This window comes from Pantoea sp. JZ2, assembly GCF_035191405.1.
GTDB classification, from domain to species: Bacteria; Pseudomonadota; Gammaproteobacteria; order Enterobacterales; family Enterobacteriaceae; genus Pantoea; species Pantoea stewartii.
In genome coordinates this window covers 734,233-760,916 of record NZ_CP045247.1, presented here as the reverse complement: position 1 = coordinate 760,916, position 26,684 = coordinate 734,233, and the positions used below count along the sequence as shown (strand labels likewise).

General features: G+C 49.4%; 23 protein-coding genes and 1 tRNA gene. 7 read left to right on the top strand and 17 right to left on the bottom strand.

What is annotated here, in order from left to right:
* Nucleotides 1-14: 14 nt before the first annotated feature.
* Entirely contained in the window at nt 15-1,232 is a 1,218-nt protein-coding gene (locus tag GC087_RS03835; protein ID WP_006118203.1) for a multifunctional CCA addition/repair protein, read from the top strand.
* A 28-nt stretch (nt 1,233-1,260) separates the two neighbouring features.
* Here the strand turns inward: GC087_RS03835 and bacA are convergent, their stop codons facing one another.
* A complete protein-coding gene (bacA, locus tag GC087_RS03830) occupies nt 1,261-2,079 on the bottom strand; it encodes an undecaprenyl-diphosphate phosphatase (protein ID WP_054633121.1) in 819 nt (272 codons plus the stop codon).
* Between the two features lie 194 nt (nt 2,080-2,273).
* Nucleotides 2,274-2,633: a bifunctional dihydroneopterin aldolase/7,8-dihydroneopterin epimerase gene (gene folB, locus GC087_RS03825; RefSeq protein WP_058702280.1), complete on the bottom strand. Its 360-nt coding sequence runs from the start codon at nt 2,631-2,633 to the stop codon at nt 2,274-2,276.
* 108 nt (nt 2,634-2,741) lie between these two features.
* On the opposite strand from folB, the gene plsY reads away from it, so the two are divergent.
* Nucleotides 2,742-3,341 (top strand): glycerol-3-phosphate 1-O-acyltransferase PlsY, encoded by a 600-nt coding sequence (gene plsY / locus GC087_RS03820; protein WP_006118206.1) that lies wholly within the window; start codon nt 2,742-2,744, stop codon nt 3,339-3,341.
* 34 nt (nt 3,342-3,375) lie between these two features.
* Here the strand turns inward: plsY and tsaD are convergent, their stop codons facing one another.
* Nucleotides 3,376-4,389 carry a tRNA (adenosine(37)-N6)-threonylcarbamoyltransferase complex transferase subunit TsaD gene (gene tsaD, locus GC087_RS03815; RefSeq protein ID WP_058702281.1) on the bottom strand — a complete coding sequence of 338 codons (1,014 nt, stop codon included), beginning with the start codon at nt 4,387-4,389 and terminating at the stop codon, nt 3,376-3,378.
* A gap of 278 nt (nt 4,390-4,667) precedes the next feature.
* On the opposite strand from tsaD, the gene rpsU reads away from it, so the two are divergent.
* From rpsU to rpoD, 3 genes are all read left to right on the top strand, one after another.
* Nucleotides 4,668-4,883, top strand: coding sequence for a 30S ribosomal protein S21 (gene rpsU, locus GC087_RS03810; RefSeq protein WP_001144069.1), 216 nt, complete (start codon nt 4,668-4,670; stop codon nt 4,881-4,883).
* A gap of 116 nt (nt 4,884-4,999) precedes the next feature.
* Nucleotides 5,000-6,745 carry a DNA primase gene (gene dnaG, locus GC087_RS03805; RefSeq protein WP_033739835.1) on the top strand — a complete coding sequence of 582 codons (1,746 nt, stop codon included), beginning with the start codon at nt 5,000-5,002 and terminating at the stop codon, nt 6,743-6,745.
* Between the two features lie 674 nt (nt 6,746-7,419).
* The gene (gene rpoD, locus GC087_RS03800) at nt 7,420-9,264 is read left to right on the top strand and encodes an RNA polymerase sigma factor RpoD (protein ID WP_324029717.1); all 1,845 of its coding nucleotides are present in this window, start codon (nt 7,420-7,422) and stop codon (nt 9,262-9,264) included.
* Nucleotides 9,265-9,336: 72 nt separating this feature from the next.
* On the opposite strand, the gene mug is transcribed toward rpoD, so the two are convergent.
* The gene (mug, locus tag GC087_RS03795) at nt 9,337-9,852 is read right to left on the bottom strand and encodes a G/U mismatch-specific DNA glycosylase (RefSeq protein WP_006118211.1); all 516 of its coding nucleotides are present in this window, start codon (nt 9,850-9,852) and stop codon (nt 9,337-9,339) included.
* 302 nt (nt 9,853-10,154) lie between these two features.
* Here mug and GC087_RS03790 point away from each other — a divergent pair.
* Nucleotides 10,155-10,230 (top strand) — tRNA-Ile (locus GC087_RS03790).
* 102 nt (nt 10,231-10,332) lie between these two features.
* On the opposite strand, the gene GC087_RS03785 is transcribed toward GC087_RS03790, so the two are convergent.
* From GC087_RS03785 to GC087_RS03740, 10 genes are all read right to left on the bottom strand, one after another.
* Nucleotides 10,333-11,166: a DUF4942 domain-containing protein gene (locus tag GC087_RS03785; protein WP_324029715.1), complete on the bottom strand. Its 834-nt coding sequence runs from the start codon at nt 11,164-11,166 to the stop codon at nt 10,333-10,335.
* Nucleotides 11,167-11,279: 113 nt separating this feature from the next.
* Entirely contained in the window at nt 11,280-11,600 is a 321-nt protein-coding gene (locus GC087_RS03780; RefSeq protein WP_324029713.1) for a TA system toxin CbtA family protein, read from the bottom strand.
* Between the two features lie 36 nt (nt 11,601-11,636).
* Nucleotides 11,637-11,960 carry a type IV toxin-antitoxin system YeeU family antitoxin gene (locus GC087_RS03775; protein WP_324029712.1) on the bottom strand — a complete coding sequence of 108 codons (324 nt, stop codon included), beginning with the start codon at nt 11,958-11,960 and terminating at the stop codon, nt 11,637-11,639.
* Between the two features lie 32 nt (nt 11,961-11,992).
* Complete coding sequence (gene radC, locus GC087_RS03770; protein WP_324029711.1) at nt 11,993-12,463, bottom strand: RadC family protein; 471 nt, start codon at nt 12,461-12,463, stop codon at nt 11,993-11,995.
* Between the two features lie 65 nt (nt 12,464-12,528).
* Complete coding sequence (locus GC087_RS03765; protein WP_324029709.1) at nt 12,529-13,350, bottom strand: DUF932 domain-containing protein; 822 nt, start codon at nt 13,348-13,350, stop codon at nt 12,529-12,531.
* A 109-nt stretch (nt 13,351-13,459) separates the two neighbouring features.
* Nucleotides 13,460-13,921 (bottom strand): IrmA family protein, encoded by a 462-nt coding sequence (locus tag GC087_RS03760; RefSeq protein ID WP_324030574.1) that lies wholly within the window; start codon nt 13,919-13,921, stop codon nt 13,460-13,462.
* Between the two features lie 131 nt (nt 13,922-14,052).
* Nucleotides 14,053-14,700 carry a hypothetical protein gene (locus tag GC087_RS03755; protein WP_324029707.1) on the bottom strand — a complete coding sequence of 216 codons (648 nt, stop codon included), beginning with the start codon at nt 14,698-14,700 and terminating at the stop codon, nt 14,053-14,055.
* Nucleotides 14,701-14,705: 5 nt separating this feature from the next.
* Nucleotides 14,706-15,407, bottom strand: coding sequence for a WYL domain-containing protein (locus GC087_RS03750; protein WP_284156281.1), 702 nt, complete (start codon nt 15,405-15,407; stop codon nt 14,706-14,708).
* A 212-nt stretch (nt 15,408-15,619) separates the two neighbouring features.
* A complete protein-coding gene (locus GC087_RS03745; protein WP_324029704.1) occupies nt 15,620-16,486 on the bottom strand; it encodes a GTPase family protein in 867 nt (288 codons plus the stop codon).
* 339 nt (nt 16,487-16,825) lie between these two features.
* Complete coding sequence (locus GC087_RS03740) at nt 16,826-20,029, bottom strand: Eco57I restriction-modification methylase domain-containing protein (protein WP_324029702.1); 3,204 nt, start codon at nt 20,027-20,029, stop codon at nt 16,826-16,828.
* Between the two features lie 732 nt (nt 20,030-20,761).
* Between GC087_RS03740 and GC087_RS03735 the strand changes: the two genes are divergently transcribed.
* A complete protein-coding gene (locus GC087_RS03735; RefSeq protein WP_324029700.1) occupies nt 20,762-23,413 on the top strand; it encodes a TrlF family AAA-like ATPase in 2,652 nt (883 codons plus the stop codon).
* Nucleotides 23,414-23,852: 439 nt separating this feature from the next.
* Here the strand turns inward: GC087_RS03735 and GC087_RS03730 are convergent, their stop codons facing one another.
* The 3 genes from GC087_RS03730 to GC087_RS03720 form a co-directional block, all read right to left on the bottom strand.
* Entirely contained in the window at nt 23,853-24,479 is a 627-nt protein-coding gene (locus GC087_RS03730) for an inovirus Gp2 family protein (RefSeq protein ID WP_324029698.1), read from the bottom strand.
* Between the two features lie 314 nt (nt 24,480-24,793).
* On the bottom strand, nt 24,794-26,209 hold the full coding sequence (locus GC087_RS03725) for a YfjI family protein (RefSeq protein WP_324029696.1): 1,416 nt from the start codon (nt 26,207-26,209) through the stop codon (nt 24,794-24,796).
* Nucleotides 26,210-26,335: 126 nt separating this feature from the next.
* Nucleotides 26,336-26,572 carry a helix-turn-helix transcriptional regulator gene (locus GC087_RS03720; RefSeq protein WP_324029694.1) on the bottom strand — a complete coding sequence of 79 codons (237 nt, stop codon included), beginning with the start codon at nt 26,570-26,572 and terminating at the stop codon, nt 26,336-26,338.
* Nucleotides 26,573-26,684 lie beyond the last annotated feature (112 nt).

Genomic DNA, 26,684 nt, shown 5'->3' with positions numbered 1-26,684 from the left:
CTCTGGAGTGGTGCGTGAAGACGTTTCTTGTTGGCGGTGCGGTACGTGATGCGTTGTTGAAATTGCCGGTTAAAGACAAAGACTGGGTGGTCGTGGGCGCAACGCCAGAAAGCATGCTGGAACAGGGCTATCATCAGGTGGGCCGCGATTTTCCGGTGTTTCTGCATCCTGACAGCCGCGAAGAATATGCACTGGCGCGCACCGAACGCAAAAACGGCAAAGGCTATACCGGTTTTACCACCTGGTCGGCCCCGGACGTCACCCTGGAGCAGGATTTACAACGCCGCGATCTGACGATCAACGCCATCGCCCGCGATGAAAACGGCACGCTCTATGATCCCTACCAGGGGCAACAGGATATTGCTGACCGACTGCTGCGCCACGTTTCAGAAGCCTTTAGTGAAGATCCGCTGCGCGTGCTGCGCGTGGCGCGGTTTGCTGCGCGCTTTGCCCACCTTAACTTTCGCATTGCCGATGAAACCCAGGCGCTGATGCGGCAAATGGTCGAGAGCGGCGAGCTGGCCGATCTTACCGCTGAGCGCGTGTGGAAAGAGACCGAAAAAGCGCTGTCCTCGCATAATCCTCAGGTCTATTTTCAGGTGCTGCGTGACTGCGGTGCCCTGAAGGTGCTGTTCCCGGAAATCGATAACCTTTATGGCATCCCCGCCCCCGCCAGATGGCATCCTGAAATTGACACGGGCGTGCATACGCTGATGGCATTGACGCTGTCCGCCGCCTTAAGTGAGGCCATTGATGTACGTTTTGCCACGCTGTTTCACGATGTAGGCAAAGCGTTAACGCCCGTTGAAAAGTGGCCCAGCCATCGCGGTCATGGCCCCGCCGGCGTGCCGCTGGTTGCCGCACTCTGTGAGCGTTTGCGCGTGCCGAATGCCATTCGCGATTTAGCCCTGCTGGTAACCGAATTCCACGACACGATGCACACCATTGAGCAGTTGCCTTCTGAGGCGATTGTGGCGTTATTTGACCGTCTCGACGCCTGGCGTAAACCTGAACGCGTGCATCAACTGGCGCTGTGTAGCGAAGCCGATGCCCGTGGGCGCGGTGGGCTCGCCAGCATGCCGTATCCACAGGGCGACTATCTGCGGCGCGCATTTGCGCGGGCGCAGGCCGTGTCATCGAAAGCGGTGGTTGAGGCGGGCTTTAAAGGGAGTGCGGTGCGGGAAGAGCTGACGCGGCGCCGCATCGACGCCGTTGCCGAAGGCAGAGGTTAACGCGGCCAGTGACCTGGCCGCGTTGGGTTTACGTGAACAGCATGTAAACCGCAGCCGCTACGATAAAGCGGTAGACCGCAAACGATACGAAAGAGATGCGTTTGATCAGCTCCAGGAACACTTTGATCGCAATCATCGCGACGACAAAGGCAGTGATAAAACCCACTGCAAACATCGGGAAGTCGGCCATGCTCAGGAAGCCCAGGCTCTTATACAGATCCAGCCCGGTCGCCCCCATCATCATCGGTACGGCGAGGATAAAGGAGAACTCGGACGCCGCATAGCGACTCACGCCCATCAGCATTCCGCCTGAAATCGTGGCACCTGAACGCGAGAAGCCCGGCCACAGCGCCAGACACTGGAAGCAGCCGATCATAAACGCCTGACGATAGGTAATGTCATCCACGCCAACGGATTTTGGCTGTTTTGGCTTCAGGAATTCCGCCGCTAACAGCAGCAAACCGCCGACCACCAGCGCATACATAACATTTATCGGATTAAACAGCGTTTTAATTTGATCGTGTAAGACCAGCCCTATCACGACAGCAGGAATCATGCCCAGCAGGATATGAATCAGCGTTAAGCGACCGGTTCCTGTCCCTTCGTGTTTGACTTCGCCAAAGTGGATGCCGATCAGGCCAAACAAACGCCGCCAAAACATCACGACTACCGCCAGAATGGAGCCTAGCTGAATCACGACTTCAAAGGTTTCGGCTTTGTCACCCTCAAAGCCAAGCAAATGCCCCACTATAATCATGTGCCCGGTGGAAGAGACCGGTAAAAACTCGGTCAGCCCTTCTACCACGCCCAGGATTGCAGCTACCCACAGCTGATGAATATCTGCCATCAATGTATTTCCTCTGTCCGTTTTAAAACCATGAAAAAGGCGCTAGCAGTCGCGCTATCGCCTTGAATCTTATCTGCTTCAGTCTGAGTAAAACCTTAAGGTTAACTACCGTTGAGTTTTTGCTAACGAAACGGTATCTGCTGAGACAGACCATAATTTGGTTTGGTTTCATTGTGATGGCAATCACATCATCACTATTTAGGAATAGTCCCGCGCTCAATTCGCACGCCAACCTGCGCGGCCTGCGCTACAGCGCCCGGTTTTGCTACCTTTATACGCACACCGGGCGAATTGAAACGGTTCATCAACAGATCCGCAATTTCTTCGGCAACGCGTTCGACCAGTGCAAAACGTCCGCCCGTCAGATGTGTCAGAATCGCCTCAGAGACGTCAGCGTAGCTCAGACAATCCTTAACATTGTCACTGGCGGCCGCCTGGCGGTTATCCCAGGCCATTTCGATATCGATCACCAGCTTCTGCTGAATCCCCTGCTCCCAGTCGTAAACGCCAATTGTAGTGAAGACGGTGAGTTGTTCTATAAAGACGATATCCATGACGGTGCTCTCTGTTTTTGGCCAGGCCGGATACCACTTCCGGCAGATTGTGCGTATTATCCATAGTTGACGTGATCAAAACGACCCCAAAGGAAACGGGACGGTGTTATGAGTGCTTTCGCGCTTGGTATGATTATTTTCGCGTATCTGTGTGGGTCCATCTCCAGTGCGATTCTGGTATGCAAACTCGCCGGGCTACCCGATCCCCGCACCCACGGTTCAGGCAACCCGGGTGCCACCAATGTGCTGCGCCTTGGCGGCAAAGCGGCGGCAGCAACGGTGCTGGTATTCGATATTCTGAAAGGTATGGTGCCTGTCTGGCTGGCGTACCTGCTTCATGTGCCCCCGCTCTATCTGGGCTTAACCGCCATTGCCGCCTGTCTGGGCCATATTTATCCGGTGTTTTTCCGCTTCAGGGGTGGGAAAGGCGTGGCGACCGCGTTTGGTGCTATTGCGCCTATCGGCTGGGATCTGACCGGGCTGATGACCGGCACCTGGCTCTTGACCGTGCTGCTCAGCGGCTACTCATCGCTTGGGGCGATTGTCAGCGCCCTGATTGCGCCGTTCTATGTCTGGTGGTTTAAACCGCAGTTTACGTTCCCGGTTTCCATGCTCTCCTGCCTGATTTTGCTGCGGCATCATGACAACATCCAACGTCTGTGGCGTCGTCAGGAAAGTAAAATCTGGAAGCGCAAAAAGAAACAGTAAGCGTAAAAAAAGCCGGTTGACCGGCTTTTTTCTGTCAGATGGCAGGCAGTTCGGCCAGCGGCCAGCGCGGCCTGACGCTTACGCCCAGCTCTCCCCGCGTACCGCCTTTCAGACGCACCATGCCCGCGTAGGCAATCATGGCACCGTTATCGGTGCAAAATTCAGGACGGGCATAAAACACCTCACCACCGCGCTTCTGCATCATGACCGCCATTTGCTCGCGCAGCGTACGGTTGGCACTCACGCCGCCCGCAATCACCAGCCGCTTAAAGCCGATTTCATCCAGGGCGCGTTTGCATTTGATGGCCAGCGTATCCACCACCGCATCTTCAAACGCACGGGCGATGTCGGCACGGGTTTGCGCGTCATCGTCATGGCCACGAATGGTATTCGCCGCAAAGGTCTTCAGGCCCGAGAAACTGAAATCCAGCCCCGGACGATCGGTCATGGGACGCGGGAACGTGAAGCGTCCAGCCGTGCCCTGCTGCGCCATTTTCGACAGCATGGGACCGCCGGGATAATCCAGCCCCAGCAATTTGGCGGTTTTATCGAAGGCTTCGCCTGCGGCATCGTCAATTGACTCGCCAAGCAGTACATATTCACCAATGCCGGTAACGCTGATCAGCTGCGTGTGGCCGCCAGAAACCAGCAAGGCCACAAACGGGAAGGCGGGTGGATTGTCTTCCAGCATCGGCGCCAGCAGATGGCCTTCCATATGATGCACGGGCACCGCAGGCACCTTCCACGCAAAGGCCAGCGCGCGCCCAATCGTCGCGCCCACCAGCAGCGCGCCGACCAGGCCCGGACCCGCCGTATAGGCCACCGCATCAATCTGCTGCGGCGCTAAACCCGCCTGTTTCAGCGCCGCCTGAATCAGGGGCACCGTTTTACGTACGTGATCGCGCGAAGCCAGTTCCGGTACCACGCCGCCGTAATCGGCATGCAGTTTTACCTGGCTGTAGAGCTGGTTCGCGACTAAGCCAGCCTCGTCATCATAGATTGCGATGCCGGTTTCATCGCACGATGTTTCAATACCCAGAATTCGCATTGCTTCACCTCATTCTTGCGGCGCGCAGTTTAGCATAGCCACTGTGCAAAAAGAGGACTCAATCCACGCAAAAAGTCATTTTCTGCTGCCTAAAGAGTGCGCTATACTCCCGCCCCTGGAAAAAACCGGCAGCCGCACAGGCACACGCTCCTGTTGGTTCTTAATTATCCATGGTGCTTTACAAGCCGACGCGAGTTGGAGTAAAATGCTGCACCATTTTGAAATGTGCTGGCGCCGCAGTCAGCAGAAAAACCGAATTTTATTGAGGTGAGAGTTACATGCCGGTAATTAAAGTACGTGAAAACGAGCCGTTCGACGTAGCACTGCGTCGCTTTAAGCGTTCTTGCGAGAAAGCAGGCGTTCTGGCTGAAGTTCGTCGTCGTGAGTTTTATGAAAAACCAACGACCGAGCGTAAGCGCGCTAAAGCATCTGCAGTTAAGCGTCATGCCAAAAAACTGGCTCGCGAAAACGCACGCCGCACTCGTCTGTACTAATATCCCGGAGGTTCGCCTCCACAGCGTGATAAACGCAGACCGAGTCAAGTAAAAGGCCGTGCTTTCCGAAAGGAAGCGCGGCTTGTTGTCGTTTATGAGCTGAAAAAACGGGGCTTATGGCAGGACGAATTCCACGCGTATTTATCAATGACTTACTTGCCCGCACGGACATCGTGGAGTTGATCGATGCTCGCGTAAAGCTGAAAAAGCAGGGAAAGAATTATCATGCGTGCTGTCCTTTTCATAATGAGAAAACCCCCTCTTTTACCGTAAATGGCGAAAAACAGTTTTATCACTGTTTTGGTTGTGGTGCGCACGGTAATGCCATCGACTTTCTGATGAACTACGATCGTCTGGAGTTTGTTGAAAGTATCGAAGAGTTAGCCACTTCTCACGGGTTAGATGTCCCTTACGAAGCGGGTAATGGGCCCAGCCCGATGGAACGCCATCAGCGCCAGAGCCTGTACCAACTGATGGACAACCTTAACGGTTTTTATCAGCAGAGTTTGCAACAATCCAGTGCCCAGTCAGCGCGCGATTATCTTCAACATCGCGGCCTGAGCGCCGATATCATTAATCATTTCGCGATAGGTTATGCCCCCGCCGGTTGGGACAATGTTCTCAAACGCTTTGGTAAGCAGCCGGAAGATCGCGAGTCATTAATGGAAGCGGGCATGCTGGTCAGTAATGACAAAGGCCGGGTTTACGATCGCTTTCGCGAGCGCGTGATGTTTCCCATCCGCGATAAGCGAGGCCGCGTTATCGGCTTTGGCGGCCGCGTGCTGGGTAATGATACGCCGAAGTATCTGAACTCGCCCGAAACGCCTGTTTTTCATAAAGGTCGTCAGCTGTATGGCCTGTATGAAGCCTTAAAAAATCATCCTGAACCGAAACGCCTGTTAGTGGTGGAAGGCTATATGGATGTCGTTGCCCTGGCGCAATACGGCGTGGACTACGCGGTTGCCTCACTGGGTACATCGACCACGGCTGAACATATTCAGTTGCTGTTTCGCAGTACGGATAACGTGATTTGCTGTTACGACGGCGATCGCGCCGGACGTGAAGCCGCCTGGCGAGCGCTTGAAACCGCATTGCCTTACATGAATGACGGTCGTCAACTACGCTTTATGTTTTTACCTGACGGCGAAGACCCGGATACGTTGGTTCGCAAAGAAGGTAAAGCCGCATTCGAAGCGAGGATGGAGCAGGCTATGCCGCTCTCTTCGTTTTTGTTCGACAGCCTGTTGCCGCAGGTCGATTTAAGCTCTCGTGACGGCAAAGCGCGTTTAAGTACACTGGCATTGCCACTGATCACGCAGATTCCCGGTGAAACGTTACGCATTTATCTGCGTCAGGAGCTGGGAAACAAACTCGGTATTCTGGATGATGCGCAGCTTGAAAAGCTGATGCCTAAACAGGCACAGGGCGCAAGCGCACCGGTTGCTCCGCCGCTGAAACGCACCACAATGCGCGTTCTGGTGGCGTTGCTGATTCAGAATCCACAACTGGCAAGTCTGGTCCCTGCACTGGATGGGCTGGCCGAGTCAAAAATAGCCGGTTTACCGCTATTTATTGAATTAGTGAAGCGCTGTAACGAGAATCCTGGATTGACCACCGGTCAGCTACTAGAGTTATATCGCGGAACAAATTTTAGCCAAACGCTTGAAACACTGGCCGTGTGGAACCACATGATAGTGGATGAAGAGAGCGAAGCGGTGTTCCAGGATTCCCTGGCCAGTATTTATGACGCGGCTCTGGAAGAACGACTGGAGTTCCTGATTGCGCGAGAACGCACCCATGGACTCAGCACCGACGAACGTCGCGAGCTCTGGACACTGAGCCAGGCCTTCGCGAAAAAGTAACAGGTTACCCTACCTGCTGCTGTCCGTAACCGGAGCGGCAGGTTTAGTTATTCAGGGCGAAGCAGGTTTTGCCGCGGTAAGCGAACCGTTACCTCCGCTATGTGAGGATGACGATTACCGTCAGTGGCAAAAACGTTGTGAAAGCCAGCTTCCGCCCTCGGGCTATTGGCGTTGAAGCAGGTTTTGCCGCTGAAAGCGCGCAGTCACCGGAGCGTACTGATGTACGTGAGGATGACGAGCACTGTCAGAGGCAAAAATGGCGAGTAAGCCAGCTTCCGCCCTCGGGCCGTCGGCGTCGAAGCAAATTTTATCGCTGAAAGCGCGCAGTCACCGGAGCGTACTGATGTACGTGAGGATGACGAGCACTGTCAGAGGCAAAATGGCGAGTAAGCCAGCTTCCGCCCTCGGGCCGTCGGCGTCGAAGCAAGTTTTGTCGCTGAAAGCGCGCAGTCACCGGAGCGTACTGATGTACGTGAGGATGACGAGCACTGTCAGAGGCAAAAATGGCGAGTAAGCCAGGCCCGACATAAAATTTGCGGCTTAAGTGCCGATTACTAATGGGCAAAGCCCAGGCCGCGACGAAGGCAGCGGCGAGAACGAAATGCCTTCAATGTTATTGTTGGCTCGCTGCCGACCGACACCAATCTAATTAACAGAAGTGTGGATACCGTCTTATGGAGCAAAACCCGCAGTCACAGCTCAAGCTTCTTGTCACCCGTGGTAAGGAGCAAGGCTATCTGACCTATGCTGAGGTCAATGACCATCTGCCGGAAGATATCGTCGACTCCGATCAGATCGAAGACATCATCCAGATGATTAACGACATGGGCATCCAGGTGGTTGAAGAAGCCCCGGACGCCGACGATCTGATGCTGAATGAAAACAGCTCCGATACTGACGAAGATGCCGCGGAAGCTGCCGCTCAGGTATTATCCAGCGTTGAATCTGAAATTGGCCGCACCACCGACCCGGTTCGCATGTACATGCGTGAAATGGGTACCGTTGAACTGCTGACCCGCGAAGGCGAAATCGACATCGCGAAGCGTATTGAAGACGGTATCAACCAGGTTCAGTGTTCCGTTGCTGAATATCCGGAAGCCATTACCTACCTGCTGGATCAGTACGATCGTGTTGAAGCCGGTGAGTCGCGTCTGTCAGACCTTATCACTGGCTTTGTCGATCCTAACGCAGAAGAAGACCTGGCACCGACCGCCACCCACGTCGGTTCTGAGTTGTCCGAAGAAGATCGTAATGACGACGACGATGACGACGAAGAGAGCGACGAGGACAGCTCTGACGACGATAACTCTATCGACCCGGAACTGGCGCGCGAGAAGTTCTCTGACCTGCGTACGCAATACGAAACGACGCGCGATGTGATCAAGAGCAAAGGACGCAGCCATGCGGCCTCTGTCGCTGAGATCCAGAACCTGTCGGACGTCTTCAAACAGTTCCGCCTGGTACCGAAGCAGTTCGACTACCTGGTGAACAACATGCGCGAAATGATGGAACGTGTCCGTACCCAGGAGCGTTTGATCATGAAGCTGTGTATTGAAGTGTGCAAAATGCCGAAGAAAAACTTCATTACGCTGTTCACCGGTAACGAGACCAACGAGAGCTGGTTCAAAGCCGCACTGGCGATGAACAAGCCATGGTCTGAAAAACTGCTGGACGTGCAGGATGACGTGATGCGTTCGCTGCAGAAGCTGGCACAGATTGAAGAAGAAACCGGCCTGACCATCGAGCAGGTGAAAGACATTAACCGTCGTATGTCGATCGGTGAAGCGAAAGCCCGCCGCGCGAAGAAAGAAATGGTTGAAGCTAACCTGCGTCTGGTGATTTCAATCGCCAAGAAATACACCAACCGTGGTCTGCAGTTCCTGGATCTGATTCAGGAAGGTAACATCGGTCTGATGAAAGCGGTTGATAAGTTTGAATACCGTCGCGGCTACAAGTTCTCGACCTACGCCACATGGTGGATTCGTCAGGCGATTACCCGTTCTATCGCTGACCAGGCGCGTACCATCCGTATTCCGGTGCATATGATTGAGACCATCAACAAACTCAACCGTATTTCGCGCCAGATGCTGCAGGAGATGGGCCGTGAGCCGACGCCAGAAGAACTGGCTGAGCGCATGCTGATGCCAGAAGATAAGATCCGCAAGGTGTTGAAGATTGCCAAAGAGCCTATCTCTATGGAGACGCCGATTGGTGATGATGAAGATTCACATCTGGGTGATTTTATCGAAGACACCACGCTGGAGCTTCCGCTAGACTCTGCGACCTCTGAGAGCCTGCGTTCTGCGACCCACGACGTGCTGGCTGGCCTGACCGCGCGTGAAGCCAAAGTGCTGCGCATGCGTTTCGGTATCGATATGAACACCGACCACACGTTAGAAGAAGTGGGCAAACAGTTTGACGTTACCCGTGAGCGTATTCGTCAGATTGAAGCGAAAGCCCTGCGTAAACTGCGCCACCCGAGCCGCTCGGAAGTGCTGCGTAGCTTCCTCGACGACTAAGTCCCTTAAAACCCCGGTTCGCCGGGGTTTTTTATGTCTGCTGCCCTGCCCTTTTCCCGCAAACCGCCACCATTAACGCCGCAGCTGTAACGCCTCGTACATCTGGCGATATAGCGCCACCATCTCTTCCAGTGAGGCCCGGTTTAATCCGCTGGGATTCGGCAACACCCACACCTGGGTTTTCCCCATGTAGATCGGCTGCTCGCCCCATTCCACTTTGCTCTGACGAAACGCGCGTTTAAAGGCATCTTTGCCCAGGATAGCCAGCGCGGCAGGCTGATAGCATAGAACCTTGTCCATCAGCCGCTGACCGCCATCACGTAGCTCATCACTGGCCAGTTCATTTGCCTGGATGGTCGGGCGCTCGACCAGCATCGTAATACCACAGCCGGTCTCCAGTAAGCGCTGCTCCTCTTCCGGCTTCAGTTGCTGTACCGTAAACCCTGCCAGGTGAATCACCTTCCAGAAACGATTGCCCGGATGGGCAAAATGATAGCCGGTGTGCGCGGTCGACTGACCGGGATTGATGCCGCAGAAGAGGACGTTCAGGTCCGGTGCAATGATATCGGTGATGTTGTGTTCGCTCATGAGGCCTCCTGGCTTTGCGCTGCGTCCTGGCCGCTCACGCAAAGAATCCGTATTCGTCATAATCTTGCCAGTGGTTAACGCTTATTTGCGGAGCAATGTCGTGATCGCGGCAGTCTTTCCTACTGTTAAGCCCAATAAGACAATCGCGCTTCACCGCGCATGTGATGACGCTGCGTATCAGCGTAGCGTTTTTGGCGGTTTTATCATAGTTATCAGCAAGTAAAACATTGCTGCTTATTTCAGCAACCAGCCGAACAACGCTGGATTGCCCCGAACAGATACTTTATAATCCCCGCTCCATTGGCCCCTTAGCTCAGTGGTTAGAGCAGGCGACTCATAATCGCTTGGTCGCTGGTTCAAACCCAGCAGGGGCCACCAAATAAAACAAGGAGTTAGATGAGAAATCATCTAACTCCTTTTTCTTTGGATGCAATTTGGGTCAGGTAATGGGTCAGGTAAGGAATTGCCTCCCTGCCCTCTTCATCTCGCTGCCAGCATCCCTGGATAGTGCTTCGCCACGATATCATTCATCTTTTCTGTAAGATCGTACCGCTTAAAAGTGATGTGCGCCGTTCCCTTCTGGAAGTAACGAATGCTGAAAAACTCATCTTCATAAACATCCTTCGACGGATTGTCCCGAATATGATCCATCAACCGTGTAGTGACATCGCCACGGTTGTCAGGTATAGGTTTACCATCCAGCAGGAGCAGCATTCTTTCCAGGTCTGCCAGTTGATTTCGCCGCCAGCCCCAGTTCAAATTAAATCCCCAGCGATTGTAATTCACCAGATTGTTGACGATGATCTTTTTACCGAAGCTGCAGGGACTATTGGTTTTGTAATCCCAAGACAGGCCTTTGAAGACGTTGATGATCCCGCGTTCGAATACGTCCATTTTGTTCAGATGTAGCTGCTCAAAAGTACTGAGGATATTCGCCTCACTGATTACAGGAAGGTCGTCATCCTCAAGGTTCTTATGCCACTGGTCGCGAGCCTGCGCATCCATCAAGGCCATCATGCCTGACTTCAGCATCAAATCGCGCCAGATGCTGCGATCTATAATGCGGGTGACAGCAGGCATCGCTTTATCAGCCTTCTCAGTTAGCCAGCTATCGTAGCGGTGCCCGGATTTCATCGCCCAGTCTTGCGCTGCGCCACCACCGATTTCTGAGGTCAGCCGTGAAATAGCATCAAGCTGCTGAATGAGTTGTTCGATCTGTTTAAGTGCAGAATCGCGCCCAGTAACTACACGTTCGATACTGGTCGAAAGAATGAGCTCATTGTGTTCCGTCAACACGTCGGGTTCTGTTTGCATCGTTAATCGTCCATAAAAGCAAACACGCCTGCCGGGAGTGGCAGGCGCATTATGCGATGAATAAAAAGAGTGGAAAGTGCAGAGGTAAAAATCAGGAAAGAGGCTCGAAGAATTTAAGTATTTATTAATCCGGTAGCTCGCCTGGCTCGGAGAATATCGATAGCGGTCAGGAATGGCGTCTGCTCCTGCCAGGTGAATCCCTTACGGTCGATGCGTACCAGTTCATAACGTTCCACCAGAAAATTAACAGAATCGGCGAGCGTGATTCCTGCATCAATATGCTCCTTAATGGCCGTGTTGTCATGGAATGGCGTGTCGTTAAGCGTCAGGCCGTAATGGTGCTCCAGCAGATACGTTAACAATTGCTGCCATACCTGTACGGGCGATAGGCGTGACGAAACCGGCACCGTGGCCGGTACAGTTGAAATGTGCATGAGTAGAATCCTGAGAAAAGAAGAAGAGAGAAGGTGTTACGGGGTCGGATAAATAGAAATGTAAACGTAGCCGCAGCTACCACGGGTATCAGCTATACAGGTTAAACTCGCAAGTTGGATGTTCACCTGACGTTGCTGATGTGGATTTAGTTCGCCAGCACGCAGCATTTCTTCCAGTTGTTCTACAAACAGCGGGAAAGCCAGATCTAATTTCTTCAGGTGTATCGGACTAAAGCTCCCCGTAAAACCAGCCCTGTCAGCAAGGTAATGCAGCCAGTTGCCCTCCTGTACCAGCCTTGCGCCAAAGCGGGGGGTAATATCACTTTGCAGTCCCCATTGGGGAGAATCAGATAACGACATAAAAGTTTCCTTTTGTTGATATTTTGCCGGACTTACAGCCAACCGCGCTCTGCAAATGACATCACGTCATCCCCTACCACGAGGTGATCCAGCACACGTACTTCGACCAAGGCCAGTGCATTCACTACCCGCTTTGTGATGTGCCGATCTGCTTGGCTGGGCTCCGTTTCGCCGGAAGGATGGTTGTGGGCCAGAATGACCGCAGCGGCGTTATGGCGTAGAGCCGCTTTGACCACTTCGCGGGGATGTACCTCCGTATGGCTGAGCGTGCCGGTAAACAGCGTTTCACGCTCCAGCAAACGATGCTGATTATCGAGGTACAGGACGATAAAGATTTCCCGCTCAAGGCCCGCCATTTGTAGCTGCAGCCAGGTTTTAGTGAAGCAGGTTGAGGTAAATGACTCTCCCGGCTGGCGCTGATATTTCTCCAGTAGACGCAGGGCGCGACGGATAATGCGTTGTTCGTTAACCGGAAAAACGGGAGATAATGCGATTTCGGACATCACAGTTCCTTAAAACATAATGCCCCGCCGGTTTATTGGCAGGGCATGAAAGATAATAAAAAGGTTCATGAGGCAAGCTGCAGCATATTCTCAGCCATCTCCCACAGAGCACGGTTAAGCTTCACATCACCGTCGATACCTTTAACAGCACGAGTATGGGCACGTTTGCCTTTGGTGGTTCGTCCAGACAGACCACCTTTAATCAGGTTTTCCTGAATGCGCTGATAAGTGGTCCACAGGTCGTTACTTTCATCCTGCCAGCGGCGCGGGGATAGGATTTGCGATTCCGTCACCGGCTGATGCTCTTCACCAAAGCGATAGGTTAATGCCGCTTTCGCCATCGCCTGCTGTGCTGGCGGAGTTAACATTAGCGACTGCATAGCATCGCGTTTCTCTTCTACGCGGTCAAATATTCCCAGCACTTCGTAAGCCCCTTCAATGACTTTCTCCACCACGTTGCCTTTATGAGGTACACGAAACTCACCAAAACTCTCACCGCAAATTAGTCCATTCTGGCAGACTGAACGAAATAATCCCGGCAACATCTGATAACTGCTCGAACCATCATGGCTGTTGAGCAGAATAATTTCCGGAACTTGCTTGCCAGTGATTTGGCCCTCACGACGAAGACGCAGCATGTGTTTGGTGTGTTCGCGTTTGCTCTGGTCGCGCACTCGGGTCTGGCAGGCAAAGAACGGCTGGAAACCTTCACGTTGCAGATTATCGAGCAGGGTTATTGTCGGGATATAAGTGTATCGGTCGCTGCGGGACTCATGCTTTTCTTCACTGAATACGCTGGGCACATAATGTGCCAGTTCGTCGTGAGTTAATGGGCGGTCGAGGCGTACAACATTAACCGCACCAAAGCGGCTGGCTAATCGGATCATGATTAATTCCTTTTTTGGCGATGAAAAACGAAAAGGCCATGCTTCCCGAAGGAGGCATGGCCTGATGTTGTTGCGAGTCTGAGGTCTGGCAGTTTTAAGTCTAAGCCAGTTATGATGCCTTATTCACAGCAACCGATACTGACAGTGGCTGATAATACTGAGGGTCGAAAACGGACAGTGGCAGCCTGGTCTGATGGCCGTTGCGCTCTTCGGTCGCCTTCATGATTTCAATAGCGCTGACGTTTTCGACACATTCATGCTCAAGAAAAGCTTCCTGAGAACGAGTAGAATCGCTGTCGCCAAAGGGGGCTACGTCCATTGTTGCCGTCGCCAGCGTGTTGCCCGCCTTGTCTTTCAGCCCCAGCGAAACAGACAGCGGGCCAAAACCCACACCGCTACCACCATTATCCAGACGGAACTGATACACACAGATATTACCGGGAGTCCACACGGTATCGGTATTGCGGATACTGATAAAGCGTTGTTCATCTGCGTAAGCAGATGAGAGATGGCACAGCATTAAAACGACAATGGCAGGTAAGATTTTAGCCAATCGGCTGACGAGTGGCATGATTTTGCTGTAAGTAGGTTTTGCCCATACCCTTCCTATTGTGAAAGAAGGTATATCTATATCTTTCTGACAATCCTTTTCCATCGTTCTTTTCCTTCAGTGGCATTTGGGACGTGGCTTTTGGGAAGTGCTCAGCAGTTGCCTGTGCGACGACACAATTCCGCTAAGCTTTGCTGTGCGACCCATTGCTGTAGTTTCCGATCCTCTTCCGAGCGCTTAGCCGCCAATGTGGCTTGCTGCTGTTTATTTACACAATTATCTGGCATCACCATAATGACTTTTGGGGCTATCTGTTGTCTGACTTTTGCAATCTTAGCCTTTAGAACAGCATCCGTATCTTGGGGTGCAGACCAATCGGGGTATATAAGAGCATCGATAGCCTTATCACGTACCGAAGCCTGGTTATCAATAACGGCAAAGTAGCAGCCTTCCCCTTTATCATCTCCCTGATAAACCGTTTCAATGTCGTTGTAGGTTTCACCGACAGGATTCAGTTTTAGTTGACGAATAGTGTGGGTTTTCTTATCGGCAAGGAAAATTGCACCACCACCACGGGTACGTAGCAAAAACTGCTTCGTCCACGGGTAGTTATCAATAACATTGGCCTGGTAGAGCATATTGTGCAGCGTATTGGCATCCATGCCATCAGCTGCTTTCCAGCCGTCAGCCTGCATGTACTCCCAGGCTTTGACAGAGCCGACGATATTGCCAGCGTCAGCCGGAAAAACTGCACTCAGACAAATGCTGGTAGCCAGCAATGTAGTGGTAAGTAATTTCATCGTGGTTATTCCTTCTGAGGTATAAGCCCGCCGGCAGTTGCGACAAGCAATGAATGGAAAAAGCGAAAGTGGGGTAAAGCCTGAAGAAAATCCGGGTGAGAGAGGATATCGCGCATCGCTATATCAGGAGCGAAGCTGCCGTTGTGGAGCGTGACTGCACGAATATCCGTCAAGGGAAATACTGCGATCCGGGTCTGATGCTCGCCTGTCAGATACCACTCGCCGTCACGCAGAACCAGCCGATAGGGAGCGAGGCCTGTACAGCGGCAACCGTTACCGAGCAGCGTCACCTTTCGATGTTCTGATACCGCGCTCACCAACCGAGTGAATACGCCTGATTCTGGGGATGAAACCTGAGCTGTTCCCTGCCAGATAAGGCAAGGAGACTCTCCTGATCCGCTCAACAGTGAACTGACCAGATGGTTATCCATATCAGGAAACAGAGCTTCAACGCCTGACTGACGGGCAAATTTCATCACCGCTAACTCTCTCTGGCGGCTACCGGATAGCAAGCGGCATCGGCCTTTGCGATACTCCAGATCCAGATACATCAGACGTTCCCGAAAGTCCCGGCGTAGAGTTCGAACCGACACACCAAATTCAGTTGCCAGCGCTCGTAAATCCAGTGTTTCTCCAGCCACCAGGCGGCTGATAATTAACGACAGTCGGACGGCAAGCCGATCATGACGACGTTCAACCTGAACCATGCGGCAGGTTCTCCAGTGATATAATTAACTGAAAATAAAACGGTTATTCTAACGAGGGGGAGGGACAGGGAATGGACACCAGAAGACGTATTTTTTACAGTTGCCAAAATCAACCGTGACGGGGCGTAAAGGGAAAACTGTCGAAATTCAGCAGATTATAAAACATTAGAACGGACAGGGTATGTCCCGACGATAATCGCAGGTTAGTCAGCTCAGAAGAAAATCCAGTCCCAAACGGCACGAGCGACCGATACTACGGTATCACGTACAGCCTGGATAATTGTCCGAACCGGGGCCGGTATCAGGGGAATGCTACTTACCGTATCCAACACCGAACCGACTGTTTCACTAAAATCGTCACGGGCTTTTTTATTAACGCCATCAGTACGAAGTGTCCCACTGAGTTGTACCACCACGGGACTACTGGCCTCGCGTGGCAGGCACTTAATCATCTGCTCTGCCATCGCCCGTACTCCTGACTGCAGCCGGACCGACACCGTACACACGGGATGCACGGGCTGGAACAGTTCATGCAACAGACAGATTTTGCGGCTGATATTTTGTTTCTGCTCTGTCGATAAGTGACCGCCACCGCTGGTGGGCTCAGTCTTGTCCGACTGGCTGATAACAAACAACACCTTATGCCGGTAAGCCTCACCAATCACCTGATGATAAAAGTGTTCATCCACCGCCAGTGCCCGATCATCAGCCTTAATTAGCCACAGCACCAGGTCGAGCCGGGGAAGTTGTTCGCGGTACAGCGCAGTATATTCATTATCGCGAACACCACTTTCGCCCACGCCAGGCAGGTCCACGATGGTCATAAAGCGTTCACCGACTTGCAGACGAAATTGCAAAGGCTCACGGGTGCATGCCGCCACATCGCTGACCGGCGATACCTCGCCAGCAAACAGGGCATTGCACAGACTGGACTTACCAGCTCCGGTTTTACCCATAATGCCAATTACCGGCTCGTAATTTGTTAGGTGATTGATCTGATACAGGATCCGTTCTGATATCCACTCAGGTAATGCATTAAGTGCCCCCTGAAAAGATTGCAATCTTTTCTTATTATTCATGATATCTCCTGAGACAAAAGAAGCGAAAACAGAAAGTTCGTCTTATTTCACTGTAATGGTGGTATGTTCAGTGAAATAATATATATCTGAGAACTTTTACAATATGGGGGACTGCTTTGAGTGAAAATTGACTTAAATGTGTGCATTTATTGCTTGTTGTAAATAGCCATACCAGCTACAGCTCTGTAATCACAAACGAGCTATGTCACAACAGAATTCGGTTAATAGTGACAGAGATATTCCTCAGGATGAATGTTAACTGGCCTTCATGCGATAAAGGCCAGTTAATTAATTTTGACGTCTGTTGCTAACGGGGTAACTTTAGCCTCCTACTGAAGTTTAGCCAGGAAGTTGTTTGCTCCAATTAGTCAAAATATCTTCGGCTAAAATCTTCACATCTTCCACTATAATTTTACGTGCCACTCTATCGTGTTCTTGGTGAGCAGAGTGAACCTTCTCTGCGAGCAGAACATGCTTGACATCACTCTGACTAAACTTCGGTAAATCAAGGTGTTTGAACACGTCTGCCACTTGAATAGATACATTGTGTGCGTTAATCCACTCTTGCACCGTTTTTGAGTTCAGTAGTCCGCATAAATAATAGGCGGTCTCACGATCATCAAAGGCAGCAAAATACACTTTATGGTCAGGAATATAAGTGCGTGTTCCTACCAGAGGAACATCCGCGCTACCAGCTACGGCAGCATAGAAAGATGAAGACATTTCAGGCCATATCACTTTCCATGGCTTAAATGTATATTCTCCAACGTTATAAACCGCATGGAAGGGAGCCCCTTTCATTTGTCGTCGGTATGTAGAGCGTGCCTGCAATAGTGGTTCAAATGAATCAAACCAAGCTGCAGTTTTCTTAAGCTTCTCTTGGTTCATTCGCTCTGCTGCATCTATGTAATCAGCATTAGAGATCCCGATATTTGGCACGAACGTATATAGCCGCTCTTCGTTATCCACATCAGGCGCACTGATTTTGAGGTAGCACTCTTCAAAATCGCTTGCACCTTTAATCAGTGGATACAAATCTTCCGGCTCCACCCAAGCTTTTTTTACCGGGCCAATGTCTTTTTTCCCCGCTTCTGGCCTGCTTCTAATCTGAACATAGGATTCATTGGCATTAAGGATAGGAACGAAGTACACACCATTGAGATCAGTCGTGATCCCCTTGCGGCCCTTGGTCCAGGAACATTGGCGAGATAAGTATTTAATGGCTTCAAATCTATGTGGCGCGAGGATAGCCCAAGGCGAACCCGCCTCATTAACTGGAAAAGCTTCTTTTTCATCGTGCTGTAAAGTATCCATGATAGCTTCAAGCGTTTGAGAAGCTTTAATAGCACGTTTATAGCCTTCACGAGGGCTCCATACGCGATATGGAACCGGATATTCCGGTGCTTTTTCTGACTTCTTGAATACAGCAATCGTTGTATGATTGCTTGCATCTTCAAACGGTTTCAGCCCTTTCATATCATCGACAAATAGCGGTTGAAGGTACAACGAGTCTTCTCTCGAAGGTTCGATCTTGAATGTTCTAAAACCAGCAGATGAAGGATTTTTAAACAACGTACCTGTGATAACAAATGCCAGATGTCCACCGACATTTAGCCATTTGTCCGCCACTGTATAAGTAATCATTGCAGATATATCGAGTTCATTGCCGCCGTGCATACGCGTCTTTGAGAAAATCCCATAGTGTTCACAAGTTGGCTTTACTCGCTCCCGATACAACTCGGGTAATTTAGACCACCTGACCCATGGTGGATTACCAATGACTAGGTCAAACTGTCCGGCAGTTGCCGACCAGAAAAAGTTCCTGACAATCCTGAACCATATTCCATTCCAGTTTTGACGATGTAGAGTCAGGATCTGATCATACGTATAACGTAGAGGCGTATCCCATTCTTTAATCAGGTCTTCGGTAAAATATTTGCTTTTGCGAACCTTCTCCATAGATTCATCAAACTCGAGCCCCATTTCGACATCTTTACCCATGCGATTAAACATGTAATCAAGGCTTACGCGATCGAGTGCCAGTGCTACAGGCAAATGAATGTCGAGCTTGGCAACCTGACTGCCAATACGATATTGGATGACAGGCTCAAGCGAGCCCGGGGCTGCTGCCGGGGAATAAATCGCATCGGCCATCAATACCGGCACTTCAAAATCTTGGCCTGGACATTGCGATAGTAAATCGGCGACTTCAATCAGAAAGTTCACCCTCGCAGTCTGAACGGCTAAGGGGTTAAGGTCAAAACCCCATACGCTTTCACAAAGAAGCTTTAGAGTTTCTTTCGCGCTGAGATTTTTCGCCTTCGCTAATTGACGCTTTTTGCGAATCACTGCTAGTAAAAACGCCCCTGAACCGCAAGTAGGGTCAAGGACCCTCTGGGTAAGAAGTTCAGGGGAACTAACTTTGTCCAGCGTGAAATCTACCAGCCAGTCAGGCGTATAAAATTCGCCTAAGCTCTGACGTAGTTTACCTGGTACCAGACCCTGATAGAGATCACGTAGTACATCACGTGTTTGTGATAACTGATCCAGACGATAGAGTGACAGGACAGAAAGCAATCGCCTCAACGTGGGAAGCAGTTCAGGAACAGTATTCAGTCTGGCTACATCAAGGTACCAGCTAAAAATGGCTTCCTCGACAAATCCATGGATACCGGCTTCTTGGAAAATCGTAGAACGCTCAATAGCCGAGCCGAGAAATTCAAGCATCTGCTCATTATTCTTCAAGGCCGCCATGCTTTGAGCTGGTTGAGCGGTCGAAGTTAGCCCATGTGCTGACACTATCTCTGCAGCTAGTAACTTAATAAGCATTGAGTTGTAGGTATGTAGTACAAAAAGCCGTGCAGGTATCGACTCTGATGGGGAGCCGGACCAGGTGAATTTCAGCTCCTTAGCTATGGCTTCTGCTTGGAGAATTGAAAGATCGGCAACCTGACCATACAACGTTCGCCATTCTGCAAAGAGCATTTTGATTTTGTTGTTACCGCTGGCGACCAGTTGCTGACATAGCCCGTCAGAGAGCTGCTGCATGAAAGCGCGGGCATTTGCTGAACCGTGACCAAAATCAGCCAGCAGATTGTCTGTGGTTAAACCTTTACGCGTATCTGATCGTAACGCATCAATAACCATTTCAACAGATTCAGGAGAAAATGGCATTAGATGTTGAGTATTGATTTTTCCATCAATTACCTGAGCAAAACAAATATGTTCCCCATCGATTGCAATACCAATGAAGTCAGATTCAGGTATTTTGGTTTTTGCGGCTTTTTTGATAATGTAAGGTAGCAACCGCTCTGAAGTCGCATTCAGAAACGCAGGGCTATTTTTTTTACCGTTGAAGAGACCAGGGGCTTTGTATTCAATTATAACGTGGTTGTAACTTGCATCATTACGTTCGCGCTCAGCAAAAAGGTGTAATCCTGTTGCATCTTCTAACGCTTTGTTCCAAGCAAACCGGACTTCTTCTTCACCCTTCCAAGGTTGAAGACGTTTTTCTTGAATGGAGGTGTAAGCGGATTGCTTCATGATAGTAAGGCCTGGTCACAAGGGGAATGTATGCAACCGAGCATTATGAATGCCGTATACTTCTATATCAAGTTCTTACGCTTTAGAAACTCCATGTTTGTCCAATATTCAAGCGGTATCTCTCATTCGTTCCGCTCACCTACGCTAAAAGTTACCTCGTGAATCACTCAACTTAACAATAACCTTAAGCTGGTTCCTTGTTACACCTACTGTGGGCGCACGTTGAATCGCCCGCAGAGCGGTTTAACCAGTATGTTGCATTTATCGGTTGAACCCACAGCGAAAAGCAAAAAATAATCATAAATATCAATAATTTAAATTATTAATATTACTTTTTTAGTCCAGCTCATGAATAATGAAACCGATCGATTATGTTTCCAGTATATCAGGTCATCACCGCTTTTAACTTTCCCGTCACGCGACCATTTGGGGAACGGTATAGCAGATTTACGTTCAAGTATCAGCTCATTCTGATGCATGATGCGGTACACGCATTTGGCATTCATATCTTGCCCCGCAGATGCTTTTAGTTTTTTATTTGCTACATCGAAGATGCCAGCCCCGACGCGGGTACAAATTGTTTACCAGCGGTAACGGCAGTAAGACAGCCTTTCTGATACTGCTTGCGCCACAGGCAGCCAGCGATCAGTATGTTTATCAATGTGATGCAGCGATTTTAAGCGTATTATTTGCTATGTGGAATAATATACTAGAAAGATATGGAGCCTGACGATGTCTGTGAACTGGACTAAAGCTGATTTTTTTAAGTGCGCTTTGCAGGTTAACCCTGCGGGTTACAGTAAGTATCGCGGGAAAGAATCACTCAGCGAGGATACTTATAATCAGCAGCTTCTGGAGTCCTGCCTCGAAGCTGGTATTCAGGTTGTTGGTGTTGCGGACCATGGTGCTGTTAATGCTGTAGACAGGATTCGTCAGCTCTTTAAGGAGCATAACATTGTCGTTTTTCCTGGGTTTGAGATCTGCTCAAGCGAAAAAATTCATTTCGTTTGTTTGTTTGATGAAAACCGGACCGTACAGGAACTGGAACGCTGCTTGAGCAATCTGGGCTATGAAAATCCCGATGATTGCATTTCCCCTTCAAAGCTCAGTGCCATACAGATCATTGAAAAAGTAGAAAGCCTGGGAGGGTTTATTTTCGCTGCACATAGCACGAATGATAATGGAGTACTGAAATGCCGTATGAATCATATATGGAAAGAACGTGGATTGTTGGCGGCGCAGATTCCAGGAACTGTCGATGACTTGAAAGGGATTGAGGATGATTTTTATCGAAAAGCTATTCTGAACAAACTTCCTGACTATCGTCGCGAGAGACCTATTGCCATTATCAACGCGGCAGATGTTGCCCAACCAGTGGAAATTAAATCCCCGGGAGCATCCTGCCTGATAAAAATGACGCGGCCATGCTTCAGCTCATTTAAACAGGCATTTTTAGATCCAGAATCACGAGTGCGCCTCAACGTAGATAAGCCACACTGCTATGCTTCGGCAATTGAAAATATTCGTTTTACTGGTGGATATCTGGACGAAACCGATATCACTTTTTCCGACCACCTCAATGCTGTAATTGGTGGGCGTGGAACTGGTAAATCGACTTTGCTGGAAGCTATTCGCTTTGCTCTGGGTAAACAGCCTTTTGGTGATTCAGCACAAAAGCAACACAGTGCAATTATCAAGAGCAACCTAGGAAATGGTTCGCTGGTTCAACTGCAGGTTCGCTCTGCTTTGATGCAGGGACGTACCTTTACCATCAGTCGAAAATTTGGCGGGCAATCCATTGTAACGGACAGTGAGGGGAATGTTTCACCTTATTCTCCGGATGATTTACTTCCTGGGCTGGAGTTGTACGGGCAGAATGAAATTTATGAAATGACCCGAGATGCTCGGAGTCGTAATCGTCTGGTAGAGCGATTTTTAGAAGGCGAACATAATCAGTACGATGTGATTATCAACCAAGCGTTGTCACGCTTGGGAGAGAGCCGTCTGGCTATCCTTAATGCTCTGGAGCAAAAGGCGGAGGCAGAACTTGAAGTTGCACGATTGCCGAAACTACTGGAGCAAGCAGAGCAATTTAAACAGCTTGGCCTGGATGAAAAACTCAAAATCGTCCCTTTGCTGGAAAAAGAAAAGCAACTCAGTTTACGTCATCAGGAAGAATTATCTAGGGTGAAGGATGCTCTACTTACACTAAAAGGCAGCCTGCCCGATCTCGCTTACCTCAGCGATGGTGTGATAAATGCCTTGCCTCACCACTCTCTTCTTCTCCAGCAACGTGATGTGCTCCAGCGAGCACAGGAGCAGGTGGCAACATTAGTCCAACAACTTGGTGAGGTCGTTCAACGTTCATCTGGGGAACTTGCTCCTTTACAACTTGAGTTATCAGATTTAATCGGTGCAGAAGAGGCTCAGCTTGAAAAAGCCTTTAAAGATATCCCAGCCAGCCAGGGAAAAAGCGGGCGACAGATTGGCGCAGACTATCAAACCTTGTTACGTCAGATTGCCTCTATTCTCCCTAAAGCAACGGCGTTGGAGCACCGGCAAAAGCAACTTACAGAGCTAAACCAGCAGCGAAAAAAATTGCTTCTGGAACTTATCCAAGCGCGTTCTCAGCGCTCGGCGGCATTGGCAAAATCAGTAAAACGTCTGAACAGAAAACTGGATGAAAAAGTACGGCTCAATTTGCAACCTGAAGGTGATCGTCAACCTCTGTTGCATTTTCTGGAGCAATGTAATCTGGAAGGTGTTGGATCACGACGCCTTGCTTGGGTGCTGGAGCATGATTTTACACCGGAAAATCTGGTTGGGAGTATCCGTCTTGGTGAACAAGCCTTACATAATGCCGGGTGGGGAATTACACCAACGGTCATCCAAGCATTATTGCGTTTGAGCGAAAAGCAGCTGCTGGAACTGGAAGCATTATCATTGCCGGATACGATGCAAATTGAGCTGAATGTCATGCATGACGGTGGTGGCGTATTCTGGCGCCATATCGACGAGCTATCTACCGGGCAGCAGTGTACTGCAGTCCTGCATTTACTGTTGTTAGAAAATCAGGACCCACTAATCCTCGATCAACCCGAAGATAACCTTGATAATGCATTTATCGCTGAGCGTATAGTGACGGAACTACGTAGGGCGAAGCTGTCTCGGCAGTTTTTATTTGCCACACATAACGCTAACATACCGGTTTTCGGTGATGCAGAGTGGATTGGTGTGTTGAGTGTAGAAGAGGGTAAAGGGCGAATTCTCCCTGAGCAGCAGGGGGCGATTGATTTACCTGAAATCCAGCATCTGGCGGCGAATATTCTCGAAGGTGGTCAAAGCGCATTCAATCAACGTCGGGAAAAATACGGGTTTAAATAACAAAGAATCAGAAATCAATTATGCTTAAATGCGAATTTCTAGAGATCATTGTCAACGGGGATAGCTCTGGAGTGGAGTTTAAGCGTGATGGTATCCGTAATTTTCACTGCTGTCTCAGCCGAGCCCGAAGCCATCTGAACACCAATGCATATCGCTTTCTACTATCGCGATTTTGTCCTAATGTTCACATTTATGCGGCCCTTGTTTGTCATTAAGTAACAACCAGTTACGTTCGCGTATCATTTTTTAAAGCCGTTTGGTATTCAACGGGGACAGTCCTTCTGTCCGATGTTGTTTCGCTGGAGACGCCACACATGTCGATCATCTAGTGTGTGGAGTATCTTTCAGCTCTGGTCGTGTTTAAGCTACTACCACTAAAATAACGCCCGTCACGGTGTATATAAAAGGCCTTCTTATACCAGAGAAGGCCCTTGCTGTCTTATAAATCGATTTGGCTACAGCCGAAGTTACGATCCCCTTCGCCAAAAACTTTGCTTTCGACTTTGGTTAGATAGTCCAGTCGGGTTAGCAATGCCTGGTACTCATCCTCAAAGTCAGGGGATTCGTTATCCAGTACGTAGCGGCAGTTATCAGGGAATGTCACCAGTTCTGGGCAGTCGTCCCGCTGGAGCTTTAATGCGCTATACCAAGCACCTGTAATCATCCCTCTCAGGTTATCTTCCTGCTCGTAGTCACCAAGGTGGTAGTAGGCGTCTTTGTTGAAAAGTAAGCAAATGTGGTAATGGCACTTACCTGATTTAGAATACTCCTTCGCCCACATAATAAACAAAGGGCAGCGGTATATACGCTTACCTTCACGTTTCTTACGAATACGGTCAGCTTCCAGCTTGGCCCCAAGGGATTCACGCATTCTGGAAATGACCCCAGATTCCAGATTAGGGAAGCAACAGATATTGTCACCGTTATCGACTATTTTTGGATAGTGGAGATCCACACGTACAGCCGTTAGCCTGGGGTAACGGTTAGTCAAGTGACAAAGCAATCTATTAATCTTTACCCAATATTCCAGAACGTGTTCACCATGTGATCCTTCATAAGTTTTCATCTTAGTATTCCTATGTGTTTAGACTTACGCTCTTGTCAGACCGTATTGGTTATTGCCACATAGGCAGAGCTATGCTTACTCAGAGTTAGGTGTATATACTGGTATCAGATCCTAGTACGAATATAACGATCTGATAGCTACTCTTACCCGTTAATACAGATAGTAAGGATTCGTATGGATATTATAATACCTATCCAACATCTAAAATTAAGACGAGTGCAGCCCCTGCCTGGTATGGCAGTTAAAAAGTTACTCCGCAATTAGCTCTGCATTAATATTCAGAAAAAGAATATTTTTGGCAGTAGAGCGAGGGATCAAACCAAATCAGATGTGTCCACTGGTTGAATAAATATCGTCTTCCCCCGTTTTTCAGCCAGTATCTTACGCTGCGAATAAAGTGTACTTAATAATTCGTTAACTCTTGCCCTGTTTCTAAAGCGATTGGGGCCATATTGCAGTATCGTGTTTTTCCTGAGATAAGGGATCATATTCTGAAAACAGTATTCTTTTATCCAGTAGTAAAGTTCATTTGCTTCTGAGCCTACGAGTGTTAATTCCTCGTGTTGTGAGAAAAGCCTTACATACTCATCCACGTACCATGAAATTATCTGTATGGCCGCTTCTACGGCAATGAGTGAAATATCCCCTCCCCCACCTTCGAAATAGTGCAGCAAAGCAGCCATTCTCGCCATATTCTCTGCGACCTTAGAAGCATAGTCTTTGAAGTCAGAAAGAAAGCCCAGCATCCCCATCTCGGATTCAACTTTATTATAAAACTCAATCATTCGTTGTTCCGCTTCAGGACAAAAAATGAGGCGCTCCCGTTTATTTTCATCATCTCGATTCAGATTTTCAGTGATGACCGCCATCAATCGTTGATGGAATACCGGAAGATGTTCGGTTGAAGTAACTGGGCTAGTAATTTTCCTATAGCCTTGAGTTGATTCCGGTTGACAGATCAGGCAGCGGGCAAAAAAACCTATCCCTTTAGCCATATCTCCCTTACGCTCCTGATATGCCCTAAAAATAACAGGTTGTAACATCAAAGATAGGGTAAGTCTGGCATCCTTAATGAACCGTTCAGGACTACATTTCCTTTCCACTGAAAATGTTGAGCCATCCCACATTTTGTTGATGAAAGGTAGCTCATTTAGTGTATGACCATTAAATATGGTGCCTGCTTCATCGGACGTTATGCCAATAGCCCGCGATTGCCCACTGAGAGAATGTTTAATCGCAGCCGAAGTGGCATCATTAAACATCAACTTGTATCTTACTGGCTCTTCCGGGCGGTTTGCCATAAGTTCTTTTAATTTTGCTTCGGTTGCAGAGGAATCTTTATTGCGACGGATCTCCGATTTCAGCTTTGAAGTCAACGCCTTTTTATGGGTGTTAAACACCTGCATGTCATTTTCCCAAACTGCATAATCCTTCATGTATTGTATAAATTGTTGTTCCTCCAGGTCGTACAGCGGCTTCATCAACGCTTTATCCACGCTACTCTTTCTTTCTCCAGAATCAGCCAATGTCAACAAAAACAAAGATACGGGACTATGCAAATTATTAAACCTGCAAACATCAATCCCGTTTTGACAGGCAAGAGAAATAGCACCAAGTGCAGATGCGGCAACTAGAGCTAATGGTGCCTGTGAATTTTTAGTCACCTCATAAACCGCATTTCTGATTACTAATGGTAGTACTTGTACAGGGAACGGACGTCCAATGAGCATGAGAAACCTCTCTCAATTAAGGATAAAAGCATTTCACCTTAGAGGCTATTCCGCTATTAATAGCGAAAATAGCAATATGAAACCATGTTCATTAAAGATAAAATGAACTGAAAATACGACTTTTGATTAACGAAAACTGATCCAGCAAAGAAGGTCACTCAACAGCCAAGCACAAGATTTCAGCCCAATCGACTTACGTAAAGGAAACTGGCCCGCTCGTTCAAGTTTCCATGCTGTAGATCGTGATATTGATGTGATACGCTGGCGCTCCCGTTCACGAACCAGACGATCTGACGTCTCGCCATAGTTCTGTAAAGCCTGCAAACGCTGCTCAGCGGTAGGTTGGGTAAAAGAGTTGTGCATGATTGTCTCCTGTGGTTTCGGTGGAGACAGAATGAGCTATGGAAATGTATCAGGAAAGGAGCAATACTCTAATTTAGAGTTGATGGGTCTTATTAAGACCCGCTTGTGAAAT

Excerpts from the sequence above, each read along its gene's own strand:
- GC087_RS03735 (WP_324029700.1), top strand. The coding sequence starts at position 20,762 with ATGTCTGTGAACTGGACTAAAGCTGATTTTTTTAAGTGCGCTTTGCAG.
- mug (WP_006118211.1), bottom strand. The coding sequence starts at position 9,852 with ATGAGCGAACACAACATCACCGATATCATTGCACCGGACCTGAACGTC.
- GC087_RS03745 (WP_324029704.1), bottom strand. The coding sequence starts at position 16,486 with ATGAATAATAAGAAAAGATTGCAATCTTTTCAGGGGGCACTTAATGCA.
- GC087_RS03755 (WP_324029707.1), bottom strand. The coding sequence starts at position 14,700 with ATGAAATTACTTACCACTACATTGCTGGCTACCAGCATTTGTCTGAGT.
- GC087_RS03730 (WP_324029698.1), bottom strand. The coding sequence starts at position 24,479 with ATGAAAACTTATGAAGGATCACATGGTGAACACGTTCTGGAATATTGG.
- radC (WP_324029711.1), bottom strand. The coding sequence starts at position 12,463 with ATGTCCGAAATCGCATTATCTCCCGTTTTTCCGGTTAACGAACAACGC.
- plsY (WP_006118206.1), top strand. The coding sequence starts at position 2,742 with ATGAGTGCTTTCGCGCTTGGTATGATTATTTTCGCGTATCTGTGTGGG.
- GC087_RS03765 (WP_324029709.1), bottom strand. The coding sequence starts at position 13,350 with ATGATCCGATTAGCCAGCCGCTTTGGTGCGGTTAATGTTGTACGCCTC.
- GC087_RS03780 (WP_324029713.1), bottom strand. The coding sequence starts at position 11,600 with ATGCACATTTCAACTGTACCGGCCACGGTGCCGGTTTCGTCACGCCTA.
- tsaD (WP_058702281.1), bottom strand. The coding sequence starts at position 4,389 with ATGCGAATTCTGGGTATTGAAACATCGTGCGATGAAACCGGCATCGCA.
- dnaG (WP_033739835.1), top strand. The coding sequence starts at position 5,000 with ATGGCAGGACGAATTCCACGCGTATTTATCAATGACTTACTTGCCCGC.
- GC087_RS03775 (WP_324029712.1), bottom strand. The coding sequence starts at position 11,960 with ATGTCGTTATCTGATTCTCCCCAATGGGGACTGCAAAGTGATATTACC.
- GC087_RS03760 (WP_324030574.1), bottom strand. The coding sequence starts at position 13,921 with ATGCCACTCGTCAGCCGATTGGCTAAAATCTTACCTGCCATTGTCGTT.
- rpsU (WP_001144069.1), top strand. The coding sequence starts at position 4,668 with ATGCCGGTAATTAAAGTACGTGAAAACGAGCCGTTCGACGTAGCACTG.
- bacA (WP_054633121.1), bottom strand. The coding sequence starts at position 2,079 with ATGGCAGATATTCATCAGCTGTGGGTAGCTGCAATCCTGGGCGTGGTA.
- GC087_RS03785 (WP_324029715.1), bottom strand. The coding sequence starts at position 11,166 with ATGCAAACAGAACCCGACGTGTTGACGGAACACAATGAGCTCATTCTT.
- GC087_RS03750 (WP_284156281.1), bottom strand. The coding sequence starts at position 15,407 with ATGGTTCAGGTTGAACGTCGTCATGATCGGCTTGCCGTCCGACTGTCG.
- GC087_RS03725 (WP_324029696.1), bottom strand. The coding sequence starts at position 26,209 with ATGCTCATTGGACGTCCGTTCCCTGTACAAGTACTACCATTAGTAATC.
- GC087_RS03740 (WP_324029702.1), bottom strand. The coding sequence starts at position 20,029 with ATGAAGCAATCCGCTTACACCTCCATTCAAGAAAAACGTCTTCAACCT.
- rpoD (WP_324029717.1), top strand. The coding sequence starts at position 7,420 with ATGGAGCAAAACCCGCAGTCACAGCTCAAGCTTCTTGTCACCCGTGGT.
- folB (WP_058702280.1), bottom strand. The coding sequence starts at position 2,633 with ATGGATATCGTCTTTATAGAACAACTCACCGTCTTCACTACAATTGGC.
- GC087_RS03720 (WP_324029694.1), bottom strand. The coding sequence starts at position 26,572 with ATGCACAACTCTTTTACCCAACCTACCGCTGAGCAGCGTTTGCAGGCT.